Origin of the sequence: Micromonospora sp. LHW51205 (genome assembly GCF_003315815.1) — a bacterium.
Lineage (GTDB): Bacteria > Actinomycetota > Actinomycetes > Mycobacteriales > Micromonosporaceae > Micromonospora > Micromonospora chalcea.
In genome coordinates this window covers 1-25,258 of record NZ_QMEZ01000014.1, presented here as the reverse complement: position 1 = coordinate 25,258, position 25,258 = coordinate 1, and the positions used below count along the sequence as shown (strand labels likewise).

The 25,258-nt window shown below is 73.6% G+C and carries 26 protein-coding genes; 13 read left to right on the top strand and 13 right to left on the bottom strand.

The annotated features are described in order from the left end of the window. Window positions 1-118 precede the first annotated feature (118 nt). From cobA to cobC, 3 genes are read right to left on the bottom strand one after another with little or no spacing between them, the layout of a single operon-like run. Complete coding sequence (gene cobA / locus DQE82_RS29715) at window positions 119-1,360, bottom strand: uroporphyrinogen-III C-methyltransferase (protein WP_043328883.1); 1,242 nt, start codon at window positions 1,358-1,360, stop codon at window positions 119-121. Further along, entirely contained in the window at window positions 1,357-2,427 is a 1,071-nt protein-coding gene (gene cobT, locus DQE82_RS29710; protein WP_113974830.1) for a nicotinate-nucleotide--dimethylbenzimidazole phosphoribosyltransferase, read from the bottom strand. The genes cobA and cobT overlap by 4 nt, the downstream gene beginning before the upstream one ends. Then, on the bottom strand, window positions 2,427-3,509 hold the full coding sequence (gene cobC / locus DQE82_RS29705; protein ID WP_069087291.1) for an Rv2231c family pyridoxal phosphate-dependent protein CobC: 1,083 nt from the start codon (window positions 3,507-3,509) through the stop codon (window positions 2,427-2,429). The genes cobT and cobC overlap by 1 nt, the downstream gene beginning before the upstream one ends. Before the next feature lie 121 nt (window positions 3,510-3,630). Here cobC and DQE82_RS29700 point away from each other — a divergent pair, with 121 nt between their 5' ends. Continuing rightward, a complete protein-coding gene (locus DQE82_RS29700) occupies window positions 3,631-5,763 on the top strand; it encodes a transglycosylase domain-containing protein (protein ID WP_043328877.1) in 2,133 nt (710 codons plus the stop codon). A gap of 112 nt (window positions 5,764-5,875) precedes the next feature. Here the strand turns inward: DQE82_RS29700 and DQE82_RS29695 are convergent, their stop codons facing one another. After that, window positions 5,876-7,246 (bottom strand): cobyrinate a,c-diamide synthase, encoded by a 1,371-nt coding sequence (locus tag DQE82_RS29695; RefSeq protein ID WP_113974806.1) that lies wholly within the window; start codon window positions 7,244-7,246, stop codon window positions 5,876-5,878. 134 nt (window positions 7,247-7,380) lie between these two features. Here DQE82_RS29695 and DQE82_RS29690 point away from each other — a divergent pair, with 134 nt between their 5' ends. Continuing rightward, complete coding sequence (locus DQE82_RS29690; RefSeq protein WP_043330989.1) at window positions 7,381-8,205, top strand: SURF1 family protein; 825 nt, start codon at window positions 7,381-7,383, stop codon at window positions 8,203-8,205. Between the two features lie 10 nt (window positions 8,206-8,215). Here DQE82_RS29690 and DQE82_RS29685 read toward each other — a convergent pair whose 3' ends face one another. The 4 genes from DQE82_RS29685 to DQE82_RS29670 form a co-directional block, all read right to left on the bottom strand. After that, on the bottom strand, window positions 8,216-9,799 hold the full coding sequence (locus DQE82_RS29685) for an ATP-dependent DNA ligase (protein ID WP_104112989.1): 1,584 nt from the start codon (window positions 9,797-9,799) through the stop codon (window positions 8,216-8,218). Window positions 9,800-9,885: 86 nt separating this feature from the next. After that, the gene (locus DQE82_RS29680) at window positions 9,886-10,092 is read right to left on the bottom strand and encodes a hypothetical protein (RefSeq protein WP_030273275.1); all 207 of its coding nucleotides are present in this window, start codon (window positions 10,090-10,092) and stop codon (window positions 9,886-9,888) included. A 78-nt stretch (window positions 10,093-10,170) separates the two neighbouring features. Further along, complete coding sequence (locus DQE82_RS29675; protein ID WP_064448658.1) at window positions 10,171-11,535, bottom strand: dipeptidase; 1,365 nt, start codon at window positions 11,533-11,535, stop codon at window positions 10,171-10,173. A 21-nt stretch (window positions 11,536-11,556) separates the two neighbouring features. Further along, window positions 11,557-12,213, bottom strand: a complete 657-nt coding sequence (locus DQE82_RS29670; protein WP_233514822.1) for a uridine kinase — start codon at window positions 12,211-12,213, stop codon at window positions 11,557-11,559. Between the two features lie 111 nt (window positions 12,214-12,324). On the opposite strand from DQE82_RS29670, the gene DQE82_RS29665 reads away from it, so the two are divergent. After that, the gene (locus DQE82_RS29665) at window positions 12,325-12,726 is read left to right on the top strand and encodes a rhodanese-like domain-containing protein (protein WP_013288093.1); all 402 of its coding nucleotides are present in this window, start codon (window positions 12,325-12,327) and stop codon (window positions 12,724-12,726) included. Here DQE82_RS29665 and DQE82_RS29660 read toward each other — a convergent pair. From DQE82_RS29660 to DQE82_RS29650, 3 genes are all read right to left on the bottom strand, one after another. Then, window positions 12,720-14,303 carry a cobyric acid synthase gene (locus DQE82_RS29660; protein WP_113974805.1) on the bottom strand — a complete coding sequence of 528 codons (1,584 nt, stop codon included), beginning with the start codon at window positions 14,301-14,303 and terminating at the stop codon, window positions 12,720-12,722. The two genes, DQE82_RS29665 and DQE82_RS29660, sit on opposite strands and share 7 nt — an antisense overlap. After that, window positions 14,300-15,316: a cobalamin biosynthesis protein gene (locus DQE82_RS29655; RefSeq protein ID WP_064448660.1), complete on the bottom strand. Its 1,017-nt coding sequence runs from the start codon at window positions 15,314-15,316 to the stop codon at window positions 14,300-14,302. Before DQE82_RS29655 ends, DQE82_RS29660 begins: the two co-directional genes overlap by 4 nt. Window positions 15,317-15,401: 85 nt before the next feature. After that, entirely contained in the window at window positions 15,402-16,112 is a 711-nt protein-coding gene (locus DQE82_RS29650) for a single-stranded DNA-binding protein (protein WP_370446815.1), read from the bottom strand. Between the two features lie 85 nt (window positions 16,113-16,197). On the opposite strand from DQE82_RS29650, the gene DQE82_RS29645 reads away from it, so the two are divergent. From DQE82_RS29645 to DQE82_RS29605, 10 genes are all read left to right on the top strand, one after another. Beyond that, window positions 16,198-16,803, top strand: coding sequence for a helix-turn-helix domain-containing protein (locus DQE82_RS29645; protein WP_113974803.1), 606 nt, complete (start codon window positions 16,198-16,200; stop codon window positions 16,801-16,803). Beyond that, entirely contained in the window at window positions 16,800-17,048 is a 249-nt protein-coding gene (locus DQE82_RS29640) for a hypothetical protein (RefSeq protein ID WP_113974802.1), read from the top strand. Before DQE82_RS29645 ends, DQE82_RS29640 begins: the two co-directional genes overlap by 4 nt. Beyond that, complete coding sequence (locus DQE82_RS29635) at window positions 17,045-17,935, top strand: ABC transporter permease (protein ID WP_113974801.1); 891 nt, start codon at window positions 17,045-17,047, stop codon at window positions 17,933-17,935. The genes DQE82_RS29640 and DQE82_RS29635 overlap by 4 nt, the downstream gene beginning before the upstream one ends. Next, window positions 17,932-19,689 (top strand): type IV secretory system conjugative DNA transfer family protein, encoded by a 1,758-nt coding sequence (locus tag DQE82_RS29630; protein ID WP_113974800.1) that lies wholly within the window; start codon window positions 17,932-17,934, stop codon window positions 19,687-19,689. Before DQE82_RS29635 ends, DQE82_RS29630 begins: the two co-directional genes overlap by 4 nt. 1,189 nt (window positions 19,690-20,878) lie before the next feature. Then, window positions 20,879-21,811, top strand: a complete 933-nt coding sequence (locus tag DQE82_RS29625; protein ID WP_147265177.1) for a hypothetical protein — start codon at window positions 20,879-20,881, stop codon at window positions 21,809-21,811. Next, window positions 21,808-22,017, top strand: coding sequence for a hypothetical protein (locus DQE82_RS29620; RefSeq protein ID WP_113974798.1), 210 nt, complete (start codon window positions 21,808-21,810; stop codon window positions 22,015-22,017). Before DQE82_RS29625 ends, DQE82_RS29620 begins: the two co-directional genes overlap by 4 nt. A gap of 311 nt (window positions 22,018-22,328) precedes the next feature. Continuing rightward, complete coding sequence (locus DQE82_RS29615) at window positions 22,329-22,616, top strand: hypothetical protein (protein WP_113974797.1); 288 nt, start codon at window positions 22,329-22,331, stop codon at window positions 22,614-22,616. Window positions 22,617-22,734: 118 nt separating this feature from the next. Further along, window positions 22,735-22,869, top strand: a complete 135-nt coding sequence (locus tag DQE82_RS31355; RefSeq protein ID WP_255423934.1) for a hypothetical protein — start codon at window positions 22,735-22,737, stop codon at window positions 22,867-22,869. 56 nt (window positions 22,870-22,925) lie between these two features. After that, window positions 22,926-23,498 carry a hypothetical protein gene (locus tag DQE82_RS29610; protein ID WP_113974796.1) on the top strand — a complete coding sequence of 191 codons (573 nt, stop codon included), beginning with the start codon at window positions 22,926-22,928 and terminating at the stop codon, window positions 23,496-23,498. Further along, window positions 23,495-23,710 carry a hypothetical protein gene (locus tag DQE82_RS29605; protein WP_113974795.1) on the top strand — a complete coding sequence of 72 codons (216 nt, stop codon included), beginning with the start codon at window positions 23,495-23,497 and terminating at the stop codon, window positions 23,708-23,710. The genes DQE82_RS29610 and DQE82_RS29605 overlap by 4 nt, the downstream gene beginning before the upstream one ends. A 350-nt stretch (window positions 23,711-24,060) precedes the next feature. Here DQE82_RS29605 and DQE82_RS29600 read toward each other — a convergent pair whose 3' ends face one another. Continuing rightward, the gene (locus tag DQE82_RS29600) at window positions 24,061-24,420 is read right to left on the bottom strand and encodes a hypothetical protein (RefSeq protein ID WP_116962595.1); all 360 of its coding nucleotides are present in this window, start codon (window positions 24,418-24,420) and stop codon (window positions 24,061-24,063) included. A 149-nt stretch (window positions 24,421-24,569) separates the two neighbouring features. Then, window positions 24,570-25,109 carry a hypothetical protein gene (locus DQE82_RS29595; protein ID WP_113974793.1) on the bottom strand — a complete coding sequence of 180 codons (540 nt, stop codon included), beginning with the start codon at window positions 25,107-25,109 and terminating at the stop codon, window positions 24,570-24,572. Window positions 25,110-25,258 lie beyond the last annotated feature (149 nt).

The following is a 25,258-nucleotide window of genomic DNA, read 5'->3' as shown; positions in this document are numbered from 1 at the left end:
GATCTTGCAGTTGCGGCCCGGGCAAAGGTGATCGAAACGGGCATCCTGCGGGCACGAAGTGCAAGATCGACGCGCTCGGGGCGGGGCGGGCGGGGCGGCGTAGGGCGAGGGCGGAGGGTCAGGCGGGGGTCAGGGCGTGCACCACGTCGCCTACCACCACGATCGCGGGTGGGCGCAGGGCGGCGGCCTCGACGTCGGCGGCGACCGCGCCGAGCGTGGAGCGCAGCGTGCGCTGGGCCGACGTGGTGCCCTCCTGGATCACCGCTGCCGGGGTGTCCGCCGGCTTGCCGTGCGCGATCAGGGTGGCGCTGATCGCGGCGAGGTTCTTCAGCCCCATCAGGATCACCAGCGTGCCGCGCAGCCCGGCCAGGGCGTCCCAACGCACCAGTGACGCGGGCGCGTCGGGCGCGAGGTGCCCGGAGACCACTGTGAACTCGTGCGCCACGCCCCGGTGCGTCACCGGCACGCCGGCCACCTCGGGCACCGCGATCGCGCTGGTCACGCCGGGTACCACAGTCACCGGTACGCCCGCCTCGGCGCAGGCCAGCAGTTCCTCGCCGCCCCGGCCGAAGACGTACGGGTCGCCGCCCTTGAGCCGTACCACCACCTTGCCGGCCCGGGCCCGGTCCACCAGGATCCGGTTGATCTCCTCCTGGGCGCGCGACGGCCCGTACGGGATCTTGGAGGCGTCGACCAGCTCGACGTCGGGGCGCATCTCGTCCAGGAGCAGTCCGGGCACGAGCCGGTCGGCGACGACCACCTCGGCCTCGGTGAGCAGCCGCCATCCCTTCACGGTGATCAGCTCCGGGTCGCCCGGACCGGATCCGACGAGCGCGACGCGGCCGCCGGTGTTAACAGGGGTCCCTTCCTCTACCGCAGGCGTTAACGGGGGGCCCTTCCTTCCGAGCAACTCCCGGACGGCGTCGCGGACTGCCATCGCGCGGCGCGGGTCGCCGCCGCCGAGGACCGCCACCGTCACCGGGCCGTGCCGGGTCACCGCCGGCGTCCACGCGCTCGCCGCCGTCCGGTCGTCGGCGCGTACGCAGAAGATCCGCCGCTCGGCCGCGGCGGCGCTGACCGCGGCGGCGGCGGTCCGGTCGTCCACCGCCACCTGGACCAGCCACGCGCCGTCCAGGTCACCGGGGGCGAACCGGCGCGGCTCCCAGTGCAGCCGCCCGGCGTCGACGTGGGCACGCAGCGCCGGCGTCAGTTCGGGCGAGACCAGCAGGACGTCCGCGCCGGCGTCGAGCAGCGCCGGCACCCGCCGGGTGGCGACCGCTCCCCCGCCCACGACGACCACGCGCCGCCCGTCCAGCCGCAACCCCAGGGGGTACGGGCTGGGCGACGTCGGTCCGGTCACTTCTCCGCCACCCCGGCGGAGTCGAACGTCGCCACCTCGTGCAGTACCCGGACCGCGCCGGTGACCACCGGCAGGGCGAGCAGCGCCCCGGTGCCCTCGCCGAGCCGCAGCCCCAGGTCGATCAGCGGCTCCAGCCCGAGGTGCCGCAGCGCCGCCGTGGCGCCCGGCTCGGCGCTGCGGTGCCCGGCCACCATGGCGCCCACCGCGTCCGGCGCGAACGCGGCGGCGGCGACCGCGGCGCTCACCGCGATCACGCCGTCGAGCAGCACCGGCACCCGGCGCGCGGCGGCGCCGAGGATCAGGCCGGTCAGCGCGGCGTGCTCCAGCCCGCCGACGGTCGCCAGCACACCCAGCGGGTCGGCCGGGTCGGGCTCGTGCCGGGCCAGCGCGGCCCGCACCACCGCCACCTTGCGGGCGTACGTCTCGTCGTCGACCCCGGTGCCCCGGCCGGTGGCCGCCTCGGCGTCGACGCCGGAGAACGCGGCGATGAGCGTGGCGGACGGGGTGGTGTTGCCGATGCCCATGTCGCCGGTGAGCAGGATGCCCGCCCCGGCGTCGATCAGCTCGCCCGCGACCCGGATACCGGTCTCGACGGCCGTGCGGGCCTCGTCCCGGGTGAGCGCGGCGGTGACCGTCATGTCGCGGGTGCCGACGCGGACGTTCGCGGACACCAGACGCGGCCCGGCCGGGTCGGCGGACTCGGCGCCGGGGATCGGGGTGGCCACGCCGACGTCCACCACCGTGACCGAGGCGCCGGCCTGGCGGGCGAACGCGTTCACCACGGCGCCGCCGGCCAGGAAGTTGGCGATCATCTGGGCGGTGACCTCCTGCGGCCACGGGGTCACGCCCTGGGCGTGCACGCCGTGGTCACCGGCGAAGATCGCCACCGCGGCCGGCTCGGGCAGCGGCGGCGGGCAGGCGTCCGCCAGCCCGGCGAGGCGTACCGAGAGCGGCTCCAGGGCGCCGAGCGAGCCCGCGGGCTTGGTCAGCCGCCCCTGCAACTCGCGGGCCGCCGCCATGGCGGCCTCGTCCAGCGGCCGGATCGCCGCGACTGTGGACTCCAGCATCATGCCTCCAGGATCCGTGCCAGCGTCTCGATGAACGCGTCTGTGGTGCCCCTGTCGCGTACGGCGATCCGGAGCCAGTCCGGGCCGAGCCCGGGGAACGTGTCGCCCCGGCGTACCGCCCAGCCGTGCGCGCGCAGCCGCTCCCGTACGTCGGCGGCGCCGGCCACGTGGATCAGGACGAAGGCGGCGGCGGGGCGGCCCGCCACGCGTACCCCGGGCAGGCCGGACAGGCGGGCCACCAGGTGGTCGCGGTCGGCGGCGAGTTCGGCGGCGATGGCGCGTTCGGCGGCGACGGCGGCCGGCGCGGCGCAGGCGGTGGCGGCGGCGAGCGCGGGGGTGGAGACCGCCCAGAGCGGCTGCGCGGCGGCGAACCGGGCCAGCAGCGCGGGGTCGCCGAGCAGGTAGCCGATCCGCAGCCCGGCCAGGCCCCAGGTCTTGGTGAGGCTGCGCACGACCACGAGGCCGGGCAGGTCGCGACGCGCGGCCAGGGACTCGGGCTCGCCGTCGATGCCCGGCGCGGTGGTGGTGTCGGCGAAGGCCTCGTCGACCACGAGCACCCGTCCGGGGCGGGCCAGCGTGGCGATCGCCTCCACCGGGTGCAGCACGGAGGTCGGGTTCGTGGGGTTGCCGATCATGACCAGGTCGGCGTCTTCCGGGACGCTCGCCGGGTCCAGGCGGAAGCCGTCGGCCGGGTCGAGCAGCACCCGGTCCACCCGGTGCCCGGCGGCCCGCAGCGCGGCTTCCGGCTCGGTGAACTGGGGGTGCACCACGACGGGGTGGCGGACGCCGGACAACGCGCGGGCGATCAGGACGAAACCCTCGGCGGCGCCGGCGGTGAGGAGTACCTCTTCCGGGGGTCGCCCGTGCCGGTGAGCGACGGCGGCGCGGGCCGGCGCCGGGTCCGGGTACGCGGCCAGGTCGCCCAGCGCGGCGGTGACCGGGTCGGCCAGCCAGTCCGGCATCGGGGCGCGGCGCACGTTGACCGCCAGGTCGACCAGGCCGGGCGTGGCCTCGGCGTCCCCGTGGTGGCCCAGGTCGGGCTCGTCGAGCGCGGCGGCGCTCCCGGTCGATGGTGCGGGCATGTCCGCGATCCTGCCGGGTAGCCGCCGCCCGGGACAGCGCATCCCGGCGTGGGTCGCGTCACGGTCCGCCGGTTTATGAGTTCTTCTCATTTCCGAATCGGAAATGTCATAGCTTGACCCCGTGAGCAGTCGTCCCCTTGCTTCCGCTGGCCGTCTCGTTCCTCTTCTCCGCGCCGGGCTGATCGCCGGCATCGTGGTCGCCGCCGCCCTGTATCCGCTGGTCGCCGTCACCGGCATCGGGGCCAAGGCCACCGCGCACGCGATCGAACAGAAGACGAGCATCCTCAAGACCGCGCTGCCGGCCGAGACCTCGTACGTCTACGCGCCGGACGGCAAGACGGTGCTGACCATGTTCTACGAGGAGTACCGGCAGTACACCAAGATCGAGAACATGTCGCCGAACATCCAGCAGGCGATCGTCGCCGCCGAGGACAACCGCTTCTACCAGCACCACGGCGTCGACCCGAAGGGCGTGGCGCGAGCTTTCGTCTCCAACGCCCGATCCGGCGGCGTCTCCCAGGGCGCCTCGACGATCACCATGCAGTACGTGCGGATGGCGCTGCGGGACAGCGCGACCACGCCCAAGGAGGTCCAGGAGGCGACCCAGCAGACCAGCTTGCGCAAGGTCAAGGAGATGCGCATGGCGCTGGACATCGAGAAGCACCTGACCAAGGAACAGATCCTGGAGCGCTACCTCAACTCGGCCTACTTCGGCCACCGCGCGTACGGGATCTACGCCGCCTCGCAGATCTTCTTCTCCAAGACCCCGGCCACACTCACCCCGGTCGAGGCGGCCACGCTGGCCGGGCTGGTGAAGTCGCCGTCGGAGTACGACCCGATCACCTCCGACCAGAAGGAGGCCACCGGCCGGCGCAACTACGTGCTGGACAACATGGCCCGCCTCGGTTACCTGTCGCCCGACGCCGCCACGGCGGCCAAGGGCCAGCCGATCAAGCTGAAGCTGACCGACCCGCCGAACGACTGCGCCGCGATCGACGGCGGGCACCGCAGCTGGGGCTTCTACTGCGACTACCTGAAGAACTGGTGGAGCGCCCAGCCCGCGTTCGGCGAGAACCGGCTGGAACGGATGGACAAGCTGCGCCGCGGCGGCTACCGGATCGTGCTCGCGCTCGATCCGAAGACGCAGGCGGCGGCGGAGAAGAACGTGGGCGCCAAGGACAACACCGGCAGCCCGTTCGCCAACGGCATCGTGGTCGCCGAGCCCGGCACCGGGCGGATCAAGGCGATGGCGGTGAACCGGAACTACTCGCTGGACCTGGCCGAGAACCCGAACAGCTCGAACCCGGAGGCCGGACCGAAGGTCAAGGCGAACTACCCGAACACGGTGGCGCCGCTGCTCGGCGGCGGGACGCTCCCGGGCTACCAGGCCGGTTCGACGTTCAAGATGTTCCCGATGCTCGCCGCGCTCAACGCCGGGATGCCGCTGTCCACCGCGTACGACTCGCCGTACACGTACAAGTCGGCCGTCTACGACGGGTGGGCCCCGTCGAACGCCAGCGGCGCGATGACCGGGCGGCAGACCATGTGGTCCGGCTTCGGCAAGTCGGTGAACACGTACTTCGTCCAACTGGAGGAGAAGATCGGCGCGGACGCCGGGGTGCGGCTGGCCGAGCAACTGGGGCTGCGCTGGCGTACCGACGTGGACAAGGAACAGGCGTCGCCGGGCAAGGCGAAGAAGTGGGGCGCGTTCACGCTCGGCGTCTCCGACGCCACCCCGCTGGAGATGGCGAACGCGTACGCCGCCATCGCCGCCGACGGGCGCTACTGCGAGGCCATCCCGGTCAACGCGATCATGAACCGGGACGGCACACCGGCCACGTACAGCACGCCGGGCGGGGTGCAGCGGGAGGTCGCCAAGCCGCGGTGCCGCCAGGTGGTGAACGCGGACGCGGCCCGGGCCGCCACGGACGCGGCGCGCTGCCCGACCGGCGACACCCCGGCGAAGGGGAGCTGCGGCGGCTGGTCGACGGCCGACAGCGTCCGCGGCACCGTGGGCCGGCCGGTCGCCGGCAAGACGGGTACGACGGACAGCACCCGGTCGGCGTGGTTCGTCGGCTACACGCCGGAGCTGGCGGCGGCGAGTTTCATCGCCGACCCGGATAATCCGTTCAACGCGGTGGGTGACGGGCAGTCGCAGATCCCGGTGAACGCGGTGGCGCAGACCCTGCGGGATTCCCTGAAGGGTCAGCCGACCCGCCAGTTCACCCCACCCTCAGACCAGATAGTCGGCTGACCCGCCCCGATCCGCCCGGGGGTGCGCCCGGGTAGTCGATCAAGGAGTTTGCGTCCGGATCGCCTGATCCGCCGACGCGAGCTCCTTGATCGACGTTTCCGTCACCTTGCGGTCAGGCGGGCGCCGGCACGGGCGCCAGCGCGGCGGCCACCAACCGGGCCGCGACGTCCGGGTGCGCGGCCCAGTGCGGCACAAGCTGCGAGGCGTGCACGGCCTGCCGGACGAACCCCTCCGGGTTGCCGCCCTCCCAGCGCCAGGCCGGCCGCTCACCGGCCCGCGGCGTGAGCACTGCCGCGTGCTGCTTGTGCCCGGTCACCGTCGTACCGGCCGGGGCCACCACGCTGTCCGTGACCGCCGTGGCCGTGCGGTAGCCGACCACCAGGCCGTCCCGGACCGTGCCGACCGCGTCGAGCACGCCGCACATCGGCAGGCCGTCCAGCTCCCGGGCCAGCCAGAGCAGGCCGGCCCCCTCGGCGATCACCGGACGGCCCGAGCGGGCCAGCTCGGCCACCGCGATGCAGAGGCGGCGGTTGGCGGAGAGCTGCTCCGCGTACGTCTCGGGCAACCCGCCGCCGACGACGAGCGCCCGCGCCCCGGCGGGCAGCGCCTCGTCGCGCAGCGGATCGAGCGTGACGACCTCGGCGCCGGCGGCGCGCAGCAGCTCGACGACCTCCGGGTGGCTGTAGGCGCCGGCCGGGCCGCCGGCCAGCGCGACCACCGGGCGCTCCGCCGACGCCGCCGGGGCATCGGCCGGCTCCGGCGACCACGCCTGAACGGTGAGCGCCGGGGCGGACCGGGCCAGCACCAGCAGCCGATCGAGGTCGACGGTGGCGGCCACCGCCTCCCCGAGCCGGCGTACGCCACGTTCGGCGTCGGCGTCGCCGCGCACCACGGGACCGGTGCCGTACCGGCGGGCGGGCAGCACCGGCGGCAGCTCGTGCCGGCGCAGCGCCCCGTAGACCGGCACGCCGACGTCGTCGAGCGCCTCGCGCAGCAGCGCCTCGTGCCGGGGCGAGGCCACCCGGTTGAGGATCACGCCGCCCAGCCAGAGCTCGTCGTCGTACGCCCGGAAGCCGTGCACCAGCGCGGCCACCGACTGGCCCATCGCGGCCACGTCCACCACGAGCACCACCGGGCTGCGCAGCGCGGTGGCCACCGCCGCCGTGGATTCGCTCTCCGGCCGCCCGGCGACCGAGTCGTAGAGGCCCATCGTCCCCTGGACCAGGGCGAACCCGGTCCCGGCCGCGCCGTGCGCGAAGAGCGGGACGATCCGCTCCGGACCGACCAGCCTCGGATCGAGCGTGCGCCCGGGACGGCCGGCGGCGAGCCCGAGGTACGCCGCGTCCACCTGGTCCGGCCCGACCTTGAAGCCGGCCACCGGGAGATCCCGGTCGGCGAGGGCCGCCAGCAGGCCGAGAGAGACGGCGCCGGTGCCGTGACCCGAGGAGGGCGCACTCAGCACGACGCGCGGCACGTCGGTCATCATCGACTCCTGATGTGGGTGGTTTCCGCCCGCGTGACCATACCCGCCCGGCCCGGCCCGCGACGTCCGCGCGTACCGCCGTTTCTGCCCGGCGACGGCGAGTGGCATCGCTCATACGGGTAGCCTTGGCAAACGTGTACCGGTTCCTGCTGACCCCGCGCTGGCTCGGCTACCTCGCGCTGACGCTCGTCGCCGCGACGGTGATGGTGTTCCTGGGCAACTGGCAGCTGGACCGCTACCGGGGCCGCACGGCGATCAACGACCGGATCGACGCCGGGGCCACCATGACGCCCGCGCCGCTGCGCGACGCGCTGCCCGCGCCCACCGGAGGCGCGGGTGCCGTCGGTCCCGCTCCGGCCGAGGAGCTGACCTGGAGCCGGGTCACCGCCACCGGCCGGTACGACAGCGCGAACACCGTCCTGATCCGCGGCCGGACCGTCGACCGGACGGTCGGCTTCGAGGTGCTCACCCCGCTGGTGCTCGCCGACGGCAGCGCGGTGCTCGTCGACCGGGGCTGGATCCCGCCCGCCCCGGGGGCCGGCGCGACGGTCCAGCCGCAGGTGCCGGCGGCGCCGGGCGGCGAGGTGACAGTGACCGGCCGGGTGGTCGCCAGCGAGAGCGGCGGGGGCGGGGTCAGCCGGCGCGACGGGAAGCTGGAGGCCCGGCGCATCGACATCCCCCGCCTGGCCGAGCAGCTCCCCTATCCGGTGACCGGCGGCTACGTGCTGCTCGACGGGCAGACGCCGGCCGCCGACCCGGCGTTCCGGGCGGTGCAGATCGGGCACACGAACAACTGGCAGAACTTCGGCTACGTGTGGCAGTGGTGGATCTTCGCGGTGATGAGCCTGTTCGGCTACGGCTGGGTGGCGCGCCGCGAGGCCCGGCGCCTCGCCGGACTGGACAAGCCGGGCGAGCCGGTGGACCGGGCCGCCGAGCCGGCCGCCCCCACCTCCGCCTGAGCCGGACCGGTCAGCCGGTGATCCGGCCGGCGTGGATGGCGCGGACCGCGTCGATCGTGTCCGCCTCGGCGGCCGTCTTGTCGTGGCGGTAACGCAGCACACGGGCGAAGCGCAGGGCCATGCCACCCGGGTAACGGCTGCTGGTCTGCACCCCGTCGAAGGCGATCTCGACCACCTGCACCGGCCGGACCCGCACCTCCCAGTCGCCCTTCTCCACTGCGAGCGACAGGAACCGCTCGGTCTGCCAGCGCAGCATCTCGTCGGTGAGCCCCTTGAAGGTCTTGCCGAGCATGACGAACTCGCCGGTTCGCGGGTCACGGGCGCCGAGGTGCAGGTTCGACAGCCATCCCTCGCGCCGGCCGCTGCCCCACTCGACCGCGAGCACCACCAGGTCGAGCGTGTGCCGCGGCTTGACCTTGACCCAGGCCGAGCCGCGCCGGCCGGCGTCGTAGGGCGCGGCCGGGTCCTTCACGACCACGCCTTCCTGCCCGGCGTCGACAGCCGCGGCGAACGCCGTGGCCGCCTGCTCCGCGTCGTCCACCTCGATCCGGTCGACGAGCAGCGAGGCGTCGACCGCGCGGGCCAGGGCCGCCCACCGCTCCCGCCCGGGCGCGTCGATCAGGTCGGCGCCGTCGAGGTGCAGCAGGTCGAAGAAGTACGGCGTGAGCACCGGCTCGCCGGTGCGCTCGGCGGCGGCCAGCACAGCGGGCGCGACCTGCGTCGGCCCGGTGGTGCTGGGCGTGGTGCGCCGGGCCGCCCGGCTGGACGTCTCCTGGAACGGCAGCGGCCGGCCGGCCGCGTCCAGCCCGATCGCCTCACCGTCGAGCACCAGCTCGCGGGCGGGCAGCGCGCGTACGGCCGCCACCACCTGGGGCAGCCGGCCGGTGATCTCGTCCAGGCTGCGGGTGAACACGGCGATGTCCGAGCCGGAACGGTGCACCTGGATGCGGATGCCGTCGAGCTTCACGTCGACCATCGCCGGCACGCCGGTGGCGGTGAGCGCCTCGTCGACGGAAGGCGCGCTCTGCGCCAGCATCGGCGCGAGCGGGCGGCCCACCTGGAGGCCGAACCCGGCCAGCGCCGGGGCGCCGCCGGTGAGCGCCGCGACCGCCACCGCGCGCAGGTCACCGGCGAGCAGCAGGGCACGCCGGACGGCCGCGACCGGTACGTCGGCGGCGCGGGCGACCGCGTCGGTCAGCAGCCCGGCCTGCGCGCCCTGCCGCAGCTCGCCCCGGAACAGGCCGGTCAGCAGGCGCTGCTCGTCGGCGGTCGCGGCGGCGAAGAGACGGCCGACGAGATCACGCCGCCGGGCCTGCGAACCGGAGCCGGCGACCCGGGAGATCTCCTCGATCGCCGCGTCGACGGCGGCGACGGTGAGCGTCGGCTCGGCGGCCGGCGGCGGCAGGTCACGCAGGCCAGCCCAGCCGACACCGGTCTGACGCTGGCGCAGCTCACCGGCGAGATAGCCGGCGCCGGCCGGGATCTCGCCCGGCTCCAGCCCGCGCAGCGCAGCGGCCAGCAGCTCCACCTTGGCTCGTCTGCCGCTGGTGGCGCCGACCGCGGCCGAGGTGGCCGCCAGCTCCGCGAAACGCACGCCCATATCCTGCCAGTCACCTGCGACACCGGGGCCGATCCGGCGACCCGGCACACCACACGGGTGGCCGGGTCACCGGCAACCGGTCAGGCCGAGACCGGTTCCTCGATCCGCAGGCCGCGCCCGCGCACGCCCTCGGCGACCCGGGTGAGCAGCGCGTCGAGCGTGACCAGCGCGGCGGAGAGCTCGCCGATCTGTTCGTTGAGCGTGTCCTCGGACCACGCGGAGACGTCGACGTCCCCCAGAGCACGGACGGCGGCCTGAAGCCGCTCCATCTCGTCGTTCGTACGCATGTTCGAAAGGCTATAACACCCCGCCCGCCGACACACCACAAACTCCGACATCGGCCCCGAAGTTACGGTTTCGACACCTCAGCCGCGGTTTCCGGCCTCCGCCACCCGGGCCAGCAGCAGCGCCTCGGCCAGGCACACCCGCGCGAACTCGCCCAGGTGCAGGCTCTCGTTCGGCCCGTGGGCCCGCGCGTGCGGGTCCTCCACCCCGGTCACCAGGATCGCGGCCTGCGGGAACATCTCCTGGAACGTGGCGATGAACGGGATCGACCCGCCCACCCCGATGTCCACCGGGTCGGTGCCGTCCCAGGCCGCCCGGAACGCCGACCGCGCCGCGTCGAACATCGGCCCGGAGGCGTCGATGACGCAGGGCGCGCCGTCGTGCTCGAACGTCACCGACACCTGCGCGCCCCACGGCGCGTGCCGCTCCAGGTGCGCGGTCAGCGCCGCGTACGCCTTCTTCGGGTCGTCGCCCGGCGCGAGCCGTACGCTCAGCTTCGCCTTCGCGGACGGCACCAGCGCGTTCGGCGCCTCGCCGGTGGCCGGCGCGTCCACGCCGAGGATCGCCAGCGCCGGCTTGGTCCAGAGCCGGTCGGTGATCCGGCCGGTGCCGAACAGCTCCGCGCCGTCGACCAGGCCGGCCTCGGCGCGGAACCGGTCCTCCGGGTAGTCGACGCTGGCGCCCTCGCGGCCGACCAGTCCGTCCACCGCGACGTCACCGGCCTCGTCGTGCAGCGTGCCGAGCAGCTTCACCAGCGCGGTGAGCGCGTCCGGCACCGCGCCGCCGAACATGCCGCTGTGCACCGCGTGGTCGAGCGTGCGCACCTCCACGAAGCAGTTGACGATGCCGCGCAGCGAGGTGGTCAGCGCGGGCACGCCGACGTCCCAGTTGGTGGAGTCGGCGATCACGATGACGTCGGAGGCCAGATCGTCACGGTGCTCGGCGAGCAGCCGCTCCAGCGAGTCCGAGCCGTACTCCTCCTCGCCCTCGATGAACAGCACCACGCCGACCGGGAGCCGGTCGCCGAACGCGCGCAGCGCGGCGACGTGCGCCATGATGCCGGCCTTGTCGTCGGCGGCGCCCCGGCCGTAGAGGCGGCCGTCACGCTCCACCGGCTCGAACGGGTCCGACTCCCACAGCGACAGGTCGCCGACCGGCTGCACGTCGTGGTGCGCGTACATGAGCACGGTGGGCGCGCCGGGCGGGGCCGCCTTCGTGCCGATCACCGCGGGCTGGCCGCCGGACCGGACGATCCGCGTGTCGAGGCCGCAGCCGCGCAGCAGCTCCGCCACCGCCTCGGCGGAACGCTCCACGTGCGAGTGGTCGAAGCCCTCGAAGGCGATGCCCGGGATGCGGACGAGTCGCTCGAGGTCGGCACGGACGCCGGGCAGTTCCCGCTCGACGGCGGCCCGCACCTCGGACTCGGAGAGGATCGGAGTGGTCATGACCGGAATCGTATGCTGGCCTTACCCCGCCACGTCGGCCGAGCCTGATCGCCGGCCGCCCACCCGGACGTAGTAGCGGTCCGCGTCGTGCGGCAGGCCCGGGGCGCCGTCGACGACCAGGTCCACCGCCGCCGCGGTGCCGTCGGCGGTGAAGTGCGCCCGCTCCCCCGCGTGCCAGCGGCGCAACTCCGGCAGGATCTGCTCACCGTCGCGGGCCAGCGCCCGGCGCAACCGCAACTCGGCCGGCGCGGTGACGAGCACCGACAGCGTCAGCTCGGGGCGTACCGCGGCGCGGGCGGCGCTCACCCCCTCGACGATCAGCACCGGACCGGCCGGCACCGGCACCACCCGGTCCAGGAAGCGCCGGCGCACCCAGCTGTAGCGGCGGTAGCCGCCCGCCCGGCCGGCCCGCACCGGGCCGAGCACCTGCTCCTCCAGCCGCGTCCAGAACGTGAGCTGGTCGTCCCAGCCGTCGAGCAGGTCGTCGGTGTGCACCAACGGCGGGCGCACGCCGCCCGCCCGCTCCGCGAGCGCGTCCGCGAGGCGCGTCGCGAACACGCTCTTGCCCGCGCCGCTGGGCCCGTCGACGGCCACCAGCCGGGTACGCCCCAACCGCGCCGGACCGGCCAGCACGCGGCGGGCCAACCCGGCGTACGCCTCGATCACGGCGACGTTCACCCGACCGACGCTAACGTTCCCCCGTCCGCTGGAACCTGCGACCCGGGCGGGCCGTTTCGGCGAGCGGTGACGTGGGCGGCTGGGCATCATCGGGGGGTGCTCCATGACGTGATGTGTCCGGGCGTCGACGCCCTCCTGGAACAGGCCCGCGCCGGTCTCCGCCGGCTCACTCCGCACGAGACCGTCGAGGCGGTCCGAGGCGGCGCGCTGCTGATCGACACGCGTACCGAGGCGCAGCGCCGCGAGGAGGGTGAGCTGCCCGGCGCGATCGTCATCGACCGCACCGTGCTGGAGTGGCGGCTCGACCCGGCCAGCGCCTGGCGCATCCCCGAGGCCACCGGGTACGACCGCGAGATCGTCGTGGTGTGCCGGGAGGGGTACAGCTCCAGCCTGGCCGCCGCCAGCCTCCAGACGCTGGGGCTGCGGCAGGCCACCGACATGATCGGCGGGGTGCAGGGCTGGCGGGAGGCCGGGCTGCCGATGTCCGACCGCCCGGCCGACGTGCGCTACTGAACCGCGCTGTCGACGGCGGGCCGCCGGACGTCGCTCTGTGCCGGCGGCGCGCCGGGTGGCACGAACGGCAGTCCCGGCGGCGGACCGGACTCGATCAGCCGCCACAGCGCGTCCGTGTCGAGGTGTTCCTCCACCAGGTCGCCCAGCAGGTCCAGCGTCCGCTCCCGGGCCGCCGCGAAGGACGTGTCCGGCGCGACCTTGAAGCCGGTGCGCCCGGCCGCCGCCGCGACCTCGGTCAGGAAGCGGCGGCGGAACTCGTCGGAGGAGAACGTGCCGTGCCAGTGGGTGCCGTACACGTTGCCGAGGCGCGCGCCCTCGCCGGTGCCGTCGGTGTGACGGAGCAGCGGTGCGAGTCCCGGGTCGGCCGTCGACACCCGGCCGTGGTGGATCTCGTAGCCGCTCACCGGCACGTCTCCCGCGGCGCTGCCCTCGGCCCGGCGCACCGTCTTGACCGGCTCGAAAGTGATCTCGACGGGCAGCAGCCCGAGGCCGGGCACGGTGCCCGCGCGGCTCTCCACCGGGTCGTGGATCGCCCGGCCGAGCATCTGGAAGCCGCCGCAGATGCCGAGCAGCGGCCGGCCGGCGGCGGCGTGCGCCAGTACCGCGTCGGCCAGGCCGGTCTCCCGCAGCCAGGCCAGGTCGGCGACAGTCGACTTGGTGCCGGGGAGCACCACGAGGTCGGCGGCGGCCAGTTCGGCCGGTTCGACGGTGAGGCGTACCCGCACACCCGGCTCGGTGGCGAGGGCCTCGACGTCGGTGGCGTTGCTGATCCGGGGTAGCCGCACCACTGCCACGTCGAGCCAGTCGGTGCCCCGGGGCGCGGGCGGCCGGCCGAGCACCCGCCCGTACGCGAGCGAGTCCTCCGCGTCCAGCCACAGGTCCAGCGCCCAGGGCACCACCCCGTACGTGGGGCGGCCGGTGACCCGGCGCAGCATGTCCAGCCCCGGCTGGAGCAGCCCCCGGTCGCCCCGGAACTTGTTCACCACGAACCCGGCGACCAGCGCCTGATCGGCCCCGTCGAGCAGGGCGACGGTGCCGAACATCGAGGCGAACACGCCGCCCCGGTCGATGTCGCCGACCACGATCGTCGGCAGCCCGGCCGCACGCGCCAGCCCCATGTTGACGTAGTCGCCGTCACGCAGGTTGATCTCGGCGGGGCTGCCCGCGCCCTCGCAGATCACCACCTCGTACTCCTCGCGCAGCTCGGTCAGCGCCGCGTACGCGGTGGTGGCGAGCCGGGACCGCACCTCGTGATAGTTGCCGGCGGTGACCGTGCCGACCGCCTCGCCGAGCAGCACCACCTGGCTGGCGTGGTCGCTGCCCGGCTTGAGCAGCACCGGGTTGAACCGCAGGTCGGCGTCGAGCCCGCAGGCGGCGGCCTGCATGGCCTGGGCTCGGCCCAGCTCCCCGCCGCGCCCGTCCGGCCCGACCACGACAGCGGAGTTGTTCGACATGTTCTGCGCCTTGAACGGCGCGACCCGGACGCCCCGGCGGCGCAGCCAGCGGCAGATACCGGCGGTGAGCACGCTCTTGCCGGCGTCGGAGGTGGTGCCGGCGACCAGCAGCCCGCCGCTCACCGCCCGCTCCCCCGGCGGGCTGCCCGCATGAGGACGCCCAGCGCGGCCCGTCCGGCGGCCCCGGCCACGCGCCCGACGGTCACCGGGTAGAGCGCGGCCAGGCCGAGCGCGGCCACGCCGACCGCGCCGGAGATCCGGGCGGCCCGCTTCAGGTGCCGCGCCTCGGGGCGGGGCCCGTCACCGAGGAACGGCCGGGTCTCGGCGCGGCCGAAGTAGACGTTGCGCCCGCCGAGCCGGACACCGAGCGCGCCCGCCATCGCCGCCTCGCACTGACCGGCATTGGGGCTCGGGTGGTCGGCCCGGTCCCGCCGCCACACCCGCCAGGCGACGGCACGGTCCCCGTGCGCCGCCGGCGCGACCGCCACCGTGAGCAGCCCGGTCAGCCGGGACGGCACCAGGTTCAGCACGTCGTCCAGCCGGGCCGCCGGGGTGCCGAAGCGGGCGTACCGGGGCGAGCGGTGACCGACCATCGCGTCGAGCGTGTTTGCCGCCCGGTAGCCGAGCAGGCCGGGCAGGCCCGCGACCGCGCCCCAGACCAGCGGGGCGACCACCGCGTCCGAGGTGTTCTCGGCGACCGACTCGACCGTGGCGCGGGCGAGTTCGGACTCGTCGAGGGCGGACGGGTCCCGCCCGCAGAGGTTGCCGAGGCGGGCCCGGGCGGCGGGCAGGTCGGCCCGGCCCAGCGCCCGTGCCATCACCCGGGACTCGTGCCGCAGCGTGCGCCCACCCAGCACCGTCCAGGTGCCGGCGGCGACCAGCGCGGCCCGGGCCACCGGATGACGGCGGGTGGCCAGCGCGGCGGCGGCGCCGAGCAGGACCGGCGCGCCGACGGCGAGCGCCGTGAACGCGGCACCGGCCGACCGGTCGGGACGGTAGAGCCGCTGTTCCAAGGCACCGGCCGCCCGGCCGAAGCCGGCCACCGGATGCCACCGGCGGGGGTCACCGAGCAGCGCGTCGAGCGCGTAACCCGCCACCAGTCCGGTCGCGTTCGCCATGGCGGTCGCCTGCCGCACCCGTCACCACCTCCGGCCGGCCAGCCTAGTCGTACGCGGGGTGGAGACGCCGATGTCACCACCCCGCGCCCCCGTCGGACGACTGTCAGGCGGGCACCGGGGTCCGTCGCCTGCTCCGGCGCCCCGACGCGGTCCCGCCCGGGCTCGCGCCGCCCGGCTCGCCCTCACCCGGCCCGGAACCACCCGGTCCGCCGACCTCCGGCGGTGCGACCTCGCCCAGTTCGTCGTCCTCGGCCGTGGCCGGCCCGTCGTCGGCCACGTCGCCCAGCTCGTCCTCCTCCCCCGCCGGGCCACCCGAACCGGGGTCGAAGCCAGCGGCCTGCCGCGCACCGGACCGGGCATCGACGGACCAGGCGTCGACGGACCGGGCGTCGAACGGGTCGGGCTCACCCACCCGCTCCACGGTGCCGACGAGCCCGACCCGGCCGCCGCCGTACTCCGGGGGCGGGAAGTCGTCGTCGAAGGGCCGGTCGTCGAAGGTGGCCGGGGCCTGCCCGTCGGGCACCGGCTCGGTCGTCTCGCCGTGCACCCGCTGCTCGGCCTCCGCGTCCTCGACCGTGCTGGTGGCCGCGCGGGGCTGGTTGCGCAGGAACCGGGCCCGGCCGCGGGACAGGTCGTGCCCGACCGCGACCGCCTCCAGTTCGTAGAGCGTGCGGTGGGTGCCGGACTCGTCGGTCCAGTCCCGGGTGTAGAGACGGCCGGCGACGATCACCGGGTCGCCGACCGCCACCGAGGACGCGACTCCCTCGGCCAGGCGGCGCCAGCAGTTGACCCGTACGCGGGTCTTGAGTGACACCCACACGAGGCCCGCCGCCAACTGAAGACGCCCCGGCCGAGCGCTGCGAACGCCGACCGGGGCAGACCGAGAAGGAGCCTCGGCCATGTCCGACCTTACCCGTTACGCGGGCGGCGCTGCTGCCGTCAAAGACGCCCTGCGCGCCTCGCACGACCTGAAGCCGACCGAGCGTCTCGTGCTCGTCGCGATCGTCGCTCACGCGAACGCCGACGGCGACGCCTGGCCGTCGGTCGCCACCATCGCCGATTACGTCGGCTGCTCTGAGCGGACCGTGCAGCGGGCACTTCGCCGCCTCGTCGAGGTCGGCCGCCTGCTCGTGCGCAAGGTCGCCAACATCGCGACCCGCGTCTATCGCCTCGTCGTCGGCGGGGGTGACACCTCGGCCGCCGGGGGTGACATGTCGGCGCGTGGGGGTGACATCTCGCCGCGCGGGGGTGACGCCCTGCGTGTCACCCAAAGGTCTACCGAAGATCACTCCGAAGACGTGAAGCCGCGCGCTGCGCGCACGGACTGGCGTCGATTCCTTCCCAAGAGCAAAAACCCCAACGCCGCGCCGAGGCCGTACGCCGTCGAGCGGCGGGGCGCTGCTCTGCCGCCGCCGGTCGGCACTGAGCGGTGCCCGCGTCACATCGGGCAGACCGCCGCGCACTGTGCGCCGTGCCGCTCCGAGGCCCTCGGCGGTGCCCGATGACCTCGACTGCCGCCGTCGCCCTGGTCGCCGTCGTGACCGTCGGGCCTGCCGTGATGCTCGCCCCGTTCGCCCTCGCCCGCCGCTCGGCTGAGCAGCACGCCGACCGCGCTGCCGCCGCCATCGCCGCCTGCGAGATCACCGAGGCGTGGCCGTGGCTTGTCTGCCACACGCACGGCACCGAGCAGCTCGTCGACGACGACGCCGAGACCACCGAGACCCTTCCCGCCTGCGAGGTGACCCGATGACCGCCCCCGCTCCCGCTCGCCCGCTCGCCGACCTCATGCCCGCCGCTCGTGACCTCGCCGAGCAGCTCGGCGGCATCCCGTCGCGTAACCGCATCATGGGCGAGCTGCGCGTCGGCGCGCCGAAGGCGACCGCCCTGCGCGAAGCCCTCATCGCCGAGGCCGCCGAGGCCGCCGAGGCCGAAACCGTGCCGGACCCGTGGACCTTCGCCGAGCCCGCCTCGGGTCCGGTGCCGGTCTCGCCCGCGCCCGCCGGGTCCGCCGGGCACGCCGTCGGGTCTGGGGAGTCCGCCACCGAGCCCGCCCAGGTGCCCGCCAGGTCTGCCGCCGAGCCCGCCGAGGTCGAGCAGGTCTCGCCGCCCGTACCCGCCGCGTACCCGCCCGCCCCGGTCGCCGAGGCGTTGCCGCAGGTTGCCGCCGACGGACACCCGGGCACCTCGACGCGGCGTAACGGCCGGCGAAACGCTGTGTGGCCGCTCGTGTTGATCGGCCTACCTGCGTTCGTCGCTATCTGGTCGGGCTGGGTGGGCCTGGGCGGGCTTACCGGGTTCGGCGTGGTGCACCCGCTGCCGGGCATCGCCGACGGCTTCAGCATCAATACGGCGATCACGCTTCCGATCGGCGTCGAGGTCTACGCCGCCTATTCGCTGCGCGCGTGGCTCGCGGGCTCGGCCCCAGCCCGTGCCCGCCGCTTCGCGAAGTGGTCCGGCATCGGCTCGCTCGCCGTCGGCGCGCTCGGTCAGGTCGCGTATCACCTGCTCGTCGCCGCCGGTATCCACTCCGCGCCGTGGTGGATTACGACGCTCGTCGCCTGCCTGCCGGTCGCCGTGCTCGGCATGGCCGCCGCTCTGGCGCACCTCATGCACGACGACGCCGAGGTGACCCGATGACCGAGCTTGAGCGCGCTCTGCGTCGCCTGCGTCGCAAGCACACCGTGCCGCGCCTGGTGTATCGGTACGTATCCGGCCGCCCGCTCGACGGGCGCGCCGGGTACGGCTACCGGACTCGCGGCGCGGGCCGCTTCGCCGGATGGCAGCGACAAGCCGCCCGCCTGGGCGTGCCCACCGTCGCCGCCGTCACCGCCGCCTACCCGACCGAGGCCCGCGCCGCCCTCGGCACCGCCGCCGTCGCCGTGGCGTACCGGGCGCGGCGTCGCCTCGTCGCCCGCCGCTTCCGCCGCGAGTACGTCGGCCCGACCCTCGCCGCCCTCGCGCCCGCCCTGGGCCTCTCGACGGGCGTGCGCCTGCACGTCGACCCGACCCTCGGCAACTTGACGCCCCGCCTCGCGAAGCCGCTCAGTCCCGCCGAGGTCGCCGCGCGCGCCTGGTACGGCGAGCACGTCGAGCCCGTCGTGCGATGGCTGCCCGAGCGTGCTCAGCGCGCCGCGTGGGCGATGCAGCGGGCGGCGCAGCCCGTGACGTCGCGCCTCGCCGTCTTCCGTCGACCGGGCGAGCAGCTCGGCCCGCGTATCGAGCTGAGCGCCGACACGCCCTACCTCACCAAAGAACAGCGCGCCCTCGTGTCGTCGATCATCTCGGCGAAGATCCCCGTCGCCGACCTCGTCGAGACCTGGCAGCAGGTCGGGCCGCGGGTAACCGCAACGTGGACCGTCCGCAAACGCCCGCCCGCCCGCGTCGGCGTCGCCCAGGTCGCCGAGCACCTCGCCCGCCTCGCCGAGGATGAGTTTTTCCTCGGCCTCGGCGCAGGCGACCGGCCCGTCACGATCTCGCTGCGCGACGACTCGCCGCACATCGCCGTAAGCGCCGGAACGGGCGCGGGTAAGAGCGTGCTCGCCGAGCTGCTCGCCGTGCAGGTGCTCGCCCGAGGCGGGCGCGTGGTGATCCTCGACCGCAAGGGCTCGCACCGCTGGGCGCTCGGCCTCGCGGGCGTTGACTACTGCACGAGGCCCGAGCAGATGCACAAGGCCCTCGTGCGCCTCGCGGCGCTCGCCGACGAACGGAACACGCTCGCCCTGCACGAGGCCGATGATTGGGACTGCGGACCGCGCGTGCTCGTCATCTGCGAAGAGTTGAACGCGACCATCGGGCAGCTCGTCAACTTCTGGGCGACCGCCCGAGGCAAGGGCGACCCGAAACGCTCGCCCGCCGTCGCCGCCCTCGCCGACCTGCTCTTCATGGGCCGATCGGCAAAGGTGAACGTGCTCGCCGTCGCGCAGATGCTCACCGCCCGCGCCATCGGCGGACCCGAGGCCCGTGAGAATTTCGGCGTGCGGCTGCTCGCCCGCTACACCGTCAACGCTTGGAAGATGCTTGCGCCTGAGGCCGCCATGCCGAGGCCCTCGCGGCACCTCGGCCGATGGCAGCTCGTCATCGGCGGGCAGTCGACCGAAGTGCAGGTCGCCTACCTCACGACTGCCGAGGCACGGGCGCTCGCTTGTCCCCGGTCGCCGGAGACATCGCAGGTCGAGGCCCTATCAAGCCCCGCCGGGGACTTCATGACCCTGCGAGAGGCTGCCGAGGCGGGCGTGCTGCCGTGGACCTACGGCGCGGCGAAGAAGCGTCTTCAGCGTCGCGTAGGGGCGGTGCCGACGCCGCGAGGGAAGCGAGGCACCGCCGACCTGTTCGCGAGGGCCGACCTCACCGTCTGGGCGAGCAACTCGACCGAATCCTCGGTCGCCGCGTAGCGTCGTCGAGGCTGCCCTCGACTGGGCCGCCTGCCCGGACCAGTCGAGGGCCGTGACGTATCTGGGCCTTCTCACCGGAGGAGCAGCGCCAGCAGCGCCGTTAGCGCGCCGACGAGTCCGGCCAGTCCAGCGAGGACCGCTGGTAGCGCCTGCATGTAGGCGAGGACCACCCGATGACGGTCGCCCACTGTCTTGCCCGACTCTTTGCCGTTTTTCTTCACGTCGCAACTTAGGGTTCTTCTCCAAGATCGGCCCATCGCTCGCGAGGCGGCGAGTTCAGATGGTGCACCTGCACACATGTCGGTCGGCAGGCCGACTTGAGAGGGGACCGCCTACCTGAGAGGGGCCGCGCCGATGGACGACACCGCCGACCCACCAGATACCGAGCCTGGCGTGAGGCGGGCCGCCCAGCACGACCGAGAGCGCCTCGTCGAGCAGCCCGCAAGGGCCGCCCGGCGGGGCGCTTTTCGCGTATCTGGGCGACGCTGGCGAGCTGCTCGACATCGACCTTGTCGGCCTGGGCGACGTCGACGAGCTGCCGCCCGTGACTGCGTAGCGCTCTTGCCGGCGAAACCGTGTGTGACCGCGCGGGCGGTGCCGCCGACGGGGGCGGGCGTCGCCGTGAGCAGGGAGCGGGCGGAAGCCGAGCAGCCCGAGGCAGTGCAAAAACCTGTCACGAATGACGTTCCCGCCTCATCTCCCTTTTATTTGATGAAGACGACGACGACAACGACATAGCAAGTAATAGAGAGAGACCTCAGAACGTCATTCGTGACCTGTTTTTGCACTGCCCTCGGGCGTCGCCGCCCGTCTTACCGCGCAAAGGTAACGACACCATCACGCGGCCGACTTGCATATCGGCCAGAGGAAACCGTGCGCACGGAAAGGAGCGAACCGTGCCGAACTGCGAGCGATGCGCCGCCGAGCTGCCCGACGATGCGCGAAGCCATCGCCGATTCTGTAACGACCGATGCCGCCGCGCCGCGCACCATGCGGCCCGCGCTCGGCTACTTGCCGACCTGCTCGACGAGGTCGCCCGCTTGCGCGCTGCTCGCGACTGAACACCTCGCGCCGCTGAGGCCGACTTGAGAGACGACGCCCCGCATCGCCTCGGAGGTCGCCGTGCCGCCTGCTCGCGCTTCACCGCCTCGACCCGCCCCCGTCCCGCCCGACCTATGAAGGGAGAGCCGTGGAGACTTCCGAAGGCTCATCATCACGCCCGGTCGCCTCAGCGCGGCCCGACGACGCTCTCGCCGCCCTGCGCGACGGGGGCCGCTTTCCGAAGCCTGCCGACCGTCCGCGCCGACTGCGTCTCGACGACGGTCTAACCATCGAGCTGCCGTCGCCGCGTGTGCTCGCCCGTACCTGGGCACTGCCGACGCTCGCCGCCGACCGCGACGTGCTCGCGAAGGGCGCCGCACTCTTGTACCGCCCGAGAGGCGCGATGACCGACCCGACACCCGTCGACGCGCTCGCCGTCGCCGCCGAGCTACGCGACCTGCTCGCCGCTCTGCCCGAGCGCGCCGACGCGGGCCGCCCGTACGCCGATGCGCGCCTGTTCGCCCTCTACGGTCCCGCCGACGCCGTGCGCGCCTACCTCCGCGAGGCGGTCGCCGCCGTGCGCGTCGCCGCGCCGAGGTATCGAGCGCCCGCCGGCCCTCGGCCCGCCGCCATGACTGCCGCCGAGCGCAAGCGACGCTCACGCACCGCGCGCCGCGCCGCCGAGGTCACGTCGGCCCGTTGCTTTCTCCGCGATTGGCTCGACGCCGTCGAGCCTGGCGACCGCGTCGCCGCCGCTGACCTCTATGCCGAGGCGGTCGACGAGATCGGCCAGTGGACCGAAGACGCCGCCGCCAACCCTGATGCGTACGCCCGCGATGTCGAGCGCGACGGCCTACCGGAGACGCCCGCCGTGCCGGGCGTGAAGACGTTCTACGTCACCGCCGATGAGGTCATCGCACCGCGCACGCGCACCGCCACCGGCTACGCCTACGTCGTGCCCGAGACTGCCGTCGTCGACGAGCTGCTCGACCGCGTCGCCGCGATGGTCTGGGCCGACCACCGCGAGCAAACCCTCGACCTGATCGCCCGCACGACCGCGAAGGAGACCCGAGCCGCATGATGCCCGAGCAGCAGGCAGACGCGTTCGCCGAGGCCGTACTCGACCGCGTCGCGAAACTCGCTTACGGCGAGCTGCGCCCTCACCTCGACGCCTACCTCGCGAGGCGTCCGTGCAAGACGTCGACGCTCGCGACCTGGGCGATGCCGTCGACGTCTGGGGCGACTGTGCTTCCGCTCGACCGCGCTCGCGCCCGTCGCGCCGGGTAGCGCCTGCTGCTCAACCCTCAGCGTCGATGCTGGGGGCCTTTCCCGTTGCTCCCCTCTCAGGTTCTGGGCGGTGCCTGAGAAGGGCTGAGCGCGTCCTCAGGGCTGCGCTCGCCGCGTTGAGGGGTGCGTGCCGCTAACGGGTCGGCACGCACCCCTTGGCCGGTTTAAACGACCGCCCGCACCCCGCCCGACCGACTGAAAGACCGCCCGCCCATGACTGCACCGACCCCGCCCCTGCGCCCGCTCACGACCGACGAGGTTGTGCGCCGCCTTGAGCATCTCGACCGCCTTATCGACAAGGTGCTCAGCCGATGACCGCCGCCCCCGATGACGCCCTCGCTCGCGCCCTCGCGCTGCTCTGCCTTGAGGGCGACGGAACGTACCGCAGGCCCGCCCGCATCTTCTTCGCCAACCTCCGTCGCAGCCTGCCGCGCGGGCACGCCGCCGCAGCCCTTGACGACGAGGCTCTCTCGCAGGCGTGCGTCGCCGTGCGACCTCACCTCGGCGACGTCTACCGCGTGGCATTCCTGCGTGCGCGGAACAACCGCCGACCTGCCCAGTGCGCCGTCCGACTGATCCGCAACCCGCGCACCCCGTAGGAGCCGCCCCGTGCCCCGACACACTCACCTCGACCGCGCCCGTAAAGAGAGCCGCGCCCGTGCCCGCCGCGCGTATGAGGCTGCTCGCCGCGCTGACGCCGTGCAGCGCCGCGCCGCAGTGACCGCCAATTCCGCCCAGGTCGCCGAGCGGGCCGACGTCTTCGCCGTCGTCGACGAGGTCGACGGAACGCGCATCTTCCGGTACGTGGGCGAGCCCATCATCCGACCGCCGCGCCCTCGGCCCGCCAACTGATCGATCCCTCGGCCGCGTCGCCCGACCCTGCCACGACCGCCAGGAAGGAAATACCCATGAGCTTTGAGCTCGCCGTTAAGACCCTGCCCGACTTCGAGCACTACGTCGCCGCAGGCATCCTGCCCGCAAATGACGAGCTACTCGCCGCCGCCCGCGAGCACGCCACGATTTGCGACCGCGCCCGTAACGCCCGCATCGACGTCGACGAGGCCGAGGCGTACCTCAGGAACGCGCCGCAGCTCGACGCCGTCGCGCTCGTCGCCGCGATCGACGCCGACGAGCCCGAGGAAAAGCTGCGCGCCGTCGCCGACGCCAACCAGAAGCAGGCCGCCGAGGCGCGCGACAGGGCTCGGATGATCCTCGCCGCGTTCCGTACGCCCGTGCTGACCCGCGCCGCTCAGCTCGGCGAGATCGCTCAGGAGTGTGCGCCTCAGGCGCAGGCGAGCATCGCGGCCGAGCGTGAGAAGCGCATGACGAAGGTCGAGCGCCTGCGCGCTCAGCTCGTCGAGGCCGAGCGGGCCGTCGCCGAGATGGACGGGCTGAGCCGCTGGTTCGGCGAGGCGTCCATGCGCAACCTGCCCGACCTGCCGTGGAGCGTGCGCGGCGCGACCGATGGGGGCGAGCAGTGACCGGGCCGACCTACACCACCCGAGAGCAGTTGCGAGGGCTGCGCCCTGAGCAGCTCGTCGCCGCCCTACGCGAGGGCCGTATCGACGAGGCCGCGATCCGCGAGGCGTACGCCGCAGAGCGGGCCGCAGCCAAGCAGGCCCGCCTCGCTCGGCGTGGTCTCGCCGTGCCGCCGAGCAGCACGACCGAGCAGGGCGACGCCCCGACTACCTGAGCCACACGCGACCGAGGGCGAGCAGTCACCGCGACCGCTCGCCCTCGTCGTGCTCGTCGACCTGGGCCTCGCCCTCGTCGTGCTCGTCGACCCGCTCGCCCTCGCGTTACGGGCCGTGCTCGCCGGCAAAACTGCGCGTATACCGCGCCGACCTCGACCTCGACCTCGAGCAGTGAGGCCGCGGCTCACTCTGCGTGACCGTCGACCGCCGAGGGGGTGGGGGGCACCTCCCAAACCCGCAGCTCAGGGGACCGCCGGGGAGGCGTCTCTATGGTCGGTCAAGTTCAAAGACTCGCCGCCCTGTCTAGAAGTAACACTCTGCAACCTGCCGCATATACCTGACGGCCATCTCATGTCGCATCCGGGCCGACAGGGTCTTCCGGCGACTTGTCGTCCGCGTTGTTCGTACGGCTGGTATGCCCGTCAGGCGAGAAGCTCCGGATTGCCTCGCGGGCGGTCTCTCCCTCTTGCCGAAGGCGCTCACGGCGAGTCTCACCGGACTGCCGTATTGCCTCTCTGGCGACCATCGCAGCCCCGCCACTGGCCATCAACGTCATGACCGTCTCGATGGTGAGCCCAGGGATGATATCCCCGTGGATCAACACCCCGTCGGTATCGAACGGCTGTACCTCCTCGGTTGGCTCAGCCTCTCGATCGAGGGCAGGCTGGGCCGCTGGGCTCCGGTCTTCGTTGTCTGAGCTGGCGTCCATAGGCCGATTTTGGCAGCCATCCGAGACTCGCGCCGTGGCCTGATCGGTCCCAATCACTGCCCGTCGTTCTGTCCGCTGCGCTTGACGATCGCTCTCGTCGCTCCGCACAGGCCGGTAGCAGAGCCTTCGGCTGTAGGACACGTCACGGCCTATGCAGTGCCGCCGTCGCTGCCCCTCGGCTTACTGAGCAGAGTCAGGAAATCCTCGACGAGATCAACGAATTCCTGCGCACGCTCAGAGGTGAGTTCCTCGGGCTGATGCATACCGACGTTGCGAAGCCTGCGAAGTCGCTCAAGCACTGCCGACGCTCCCGGATTCGATGCAAGCAGCGTTTGACGGAGGCCGTGTACCTCCCCTGGCACCCTGCCCATCTCACGTTCGGCGAGGGCATCAAGCTCCCAAGCCACGGAATTCCACCCGAGCCGAACCGCCTCTGGTGGATTGATCTCGATGAAGATCCGGGCGGCTTTCAGCATCGCGCCTGCTCGTTCCTGTGGCGTACCCCCGACAGCGGGCAGTGTCTCCGCTGCCTCAATCGTTGCCCGAGCCTCCTCGGCGGCCTTCTCCCATTCAGCCTCGATCGGCCCCGCCTTTAACCTCCGCAGGTTGTCGCCGAGTAGTCGCGCGAACCGCCGCCGATAGACGAGCAGCACGACGAGGGCGACCGACGGCCACGCGAGGGCCTGCACGAGCGCGACGGTGAATTGACGCTGTCAACGCCGGCTGAACTTTGACCCCTCTGTTCCGGCCGAATGTTGACCCCCTCGTTGGTTGTTGATGTTCAGTCGTTGGTCTTGGTTGCTGCGGGAACGCGGCCGAGGTCGCGGTCTTTGAGTCG

Coding starts and splice junctions, on each gene's coding strand:
- DQE82_RS29665 (WP_013288093.1), top strand. CDS start 12,325: ATGTGTCCGGGCGTCGACGCCCTCCTGGAACAGGCCCGCGCCGGTCTC.
- DQE82_RS29620 (WP_113974798.1), top strand. CDS start 21,808: ATGATGCCCGAGCAGCAGGCAGACGCGTTCGCCGAGGCCGTACTCGAC.
- cobT (WP_113974830.1), bottom strand. CDS start 2,427: ATGCTGGAGTCCACAGTCGCGGCGATCCGGCCGCTGGACGAGGCCGCC.
- DQE82_RS29610 (WP_113974796.1), top strand. CDS start 22,926: ATGAGCTTTGAGCTCGCCGTTAAGACCCTGCCCGACTTCGAGCACTAC.
- DQE82_RS29645 (WP_113974803.1), top strand. CDS start 16,198: ATGTCCGACCTTACCCGTTACGCGGGCGGCGCTGCTGCCGTCAAAGAC.
- DQE82_RS29695 (WP_113974806.1), bottom strand. CDS start 7,246: ATGACCGACGTGCCGCGCGTCGTGCTGAGTGCGCCCTCCTCGGGTCAC.
- DQE82_RS29675 (WP_064448658.1), bottom strand. CDS start 11,535: ATGACCACTCCGATCCTCTCCGAGTCCGAGGTGCGGGCCGCCGTCGAG.
- DQE82_RS29640 (WP_113974802.1), top strand. CDS start 16,800: ATGACCTCGACTGCCGCCGTCGCCCTGGTCGCCGTCGTGACCGTCGGG.
- DQE82_RS29600 (WP_116962595.1), bottom strand. CDS start 24,420: ATGGACGCCAGCTCAGACAACGAAGACCGGAGCCCAGCGGCCCAGCCT.
- DQE82_RS29680 (WP_030273275.1), bottom strand. CDS start 10,092: ATGCGTACGAACGACGAGATGGAGCGGCTTCAGGCCGCCGTCCGTGCT.
- DQE82_RS29615 (WP_113974797.1), top strand. CDS start 22,329: ATGACCGCCGCCCCCGATGACGCCCTCGCTCGCGCCCTCGCGCTGCTC.
- DQE82_RS29630 (WP_113974800.1), top strand. CDS start 17,932: ATGACCGAGCTTGAGCGCGCTCTGCGTCGCCTGCGTCGCAAGCACACC.
- cobC (WP_069087291.1), bottom strand. CDS start 3,509: ATGCCCGCACCATCGACCGGGAGCGCCGCCGCGCTCGACGAGCCCGAC.
- DQE82_RS29635 (WP_113974801.1), top strand. CDS start 17,045: ATGACCGCCCCCGCTCCCGCTCGCCCGCTCGCCGACCTCATGCCCGCC.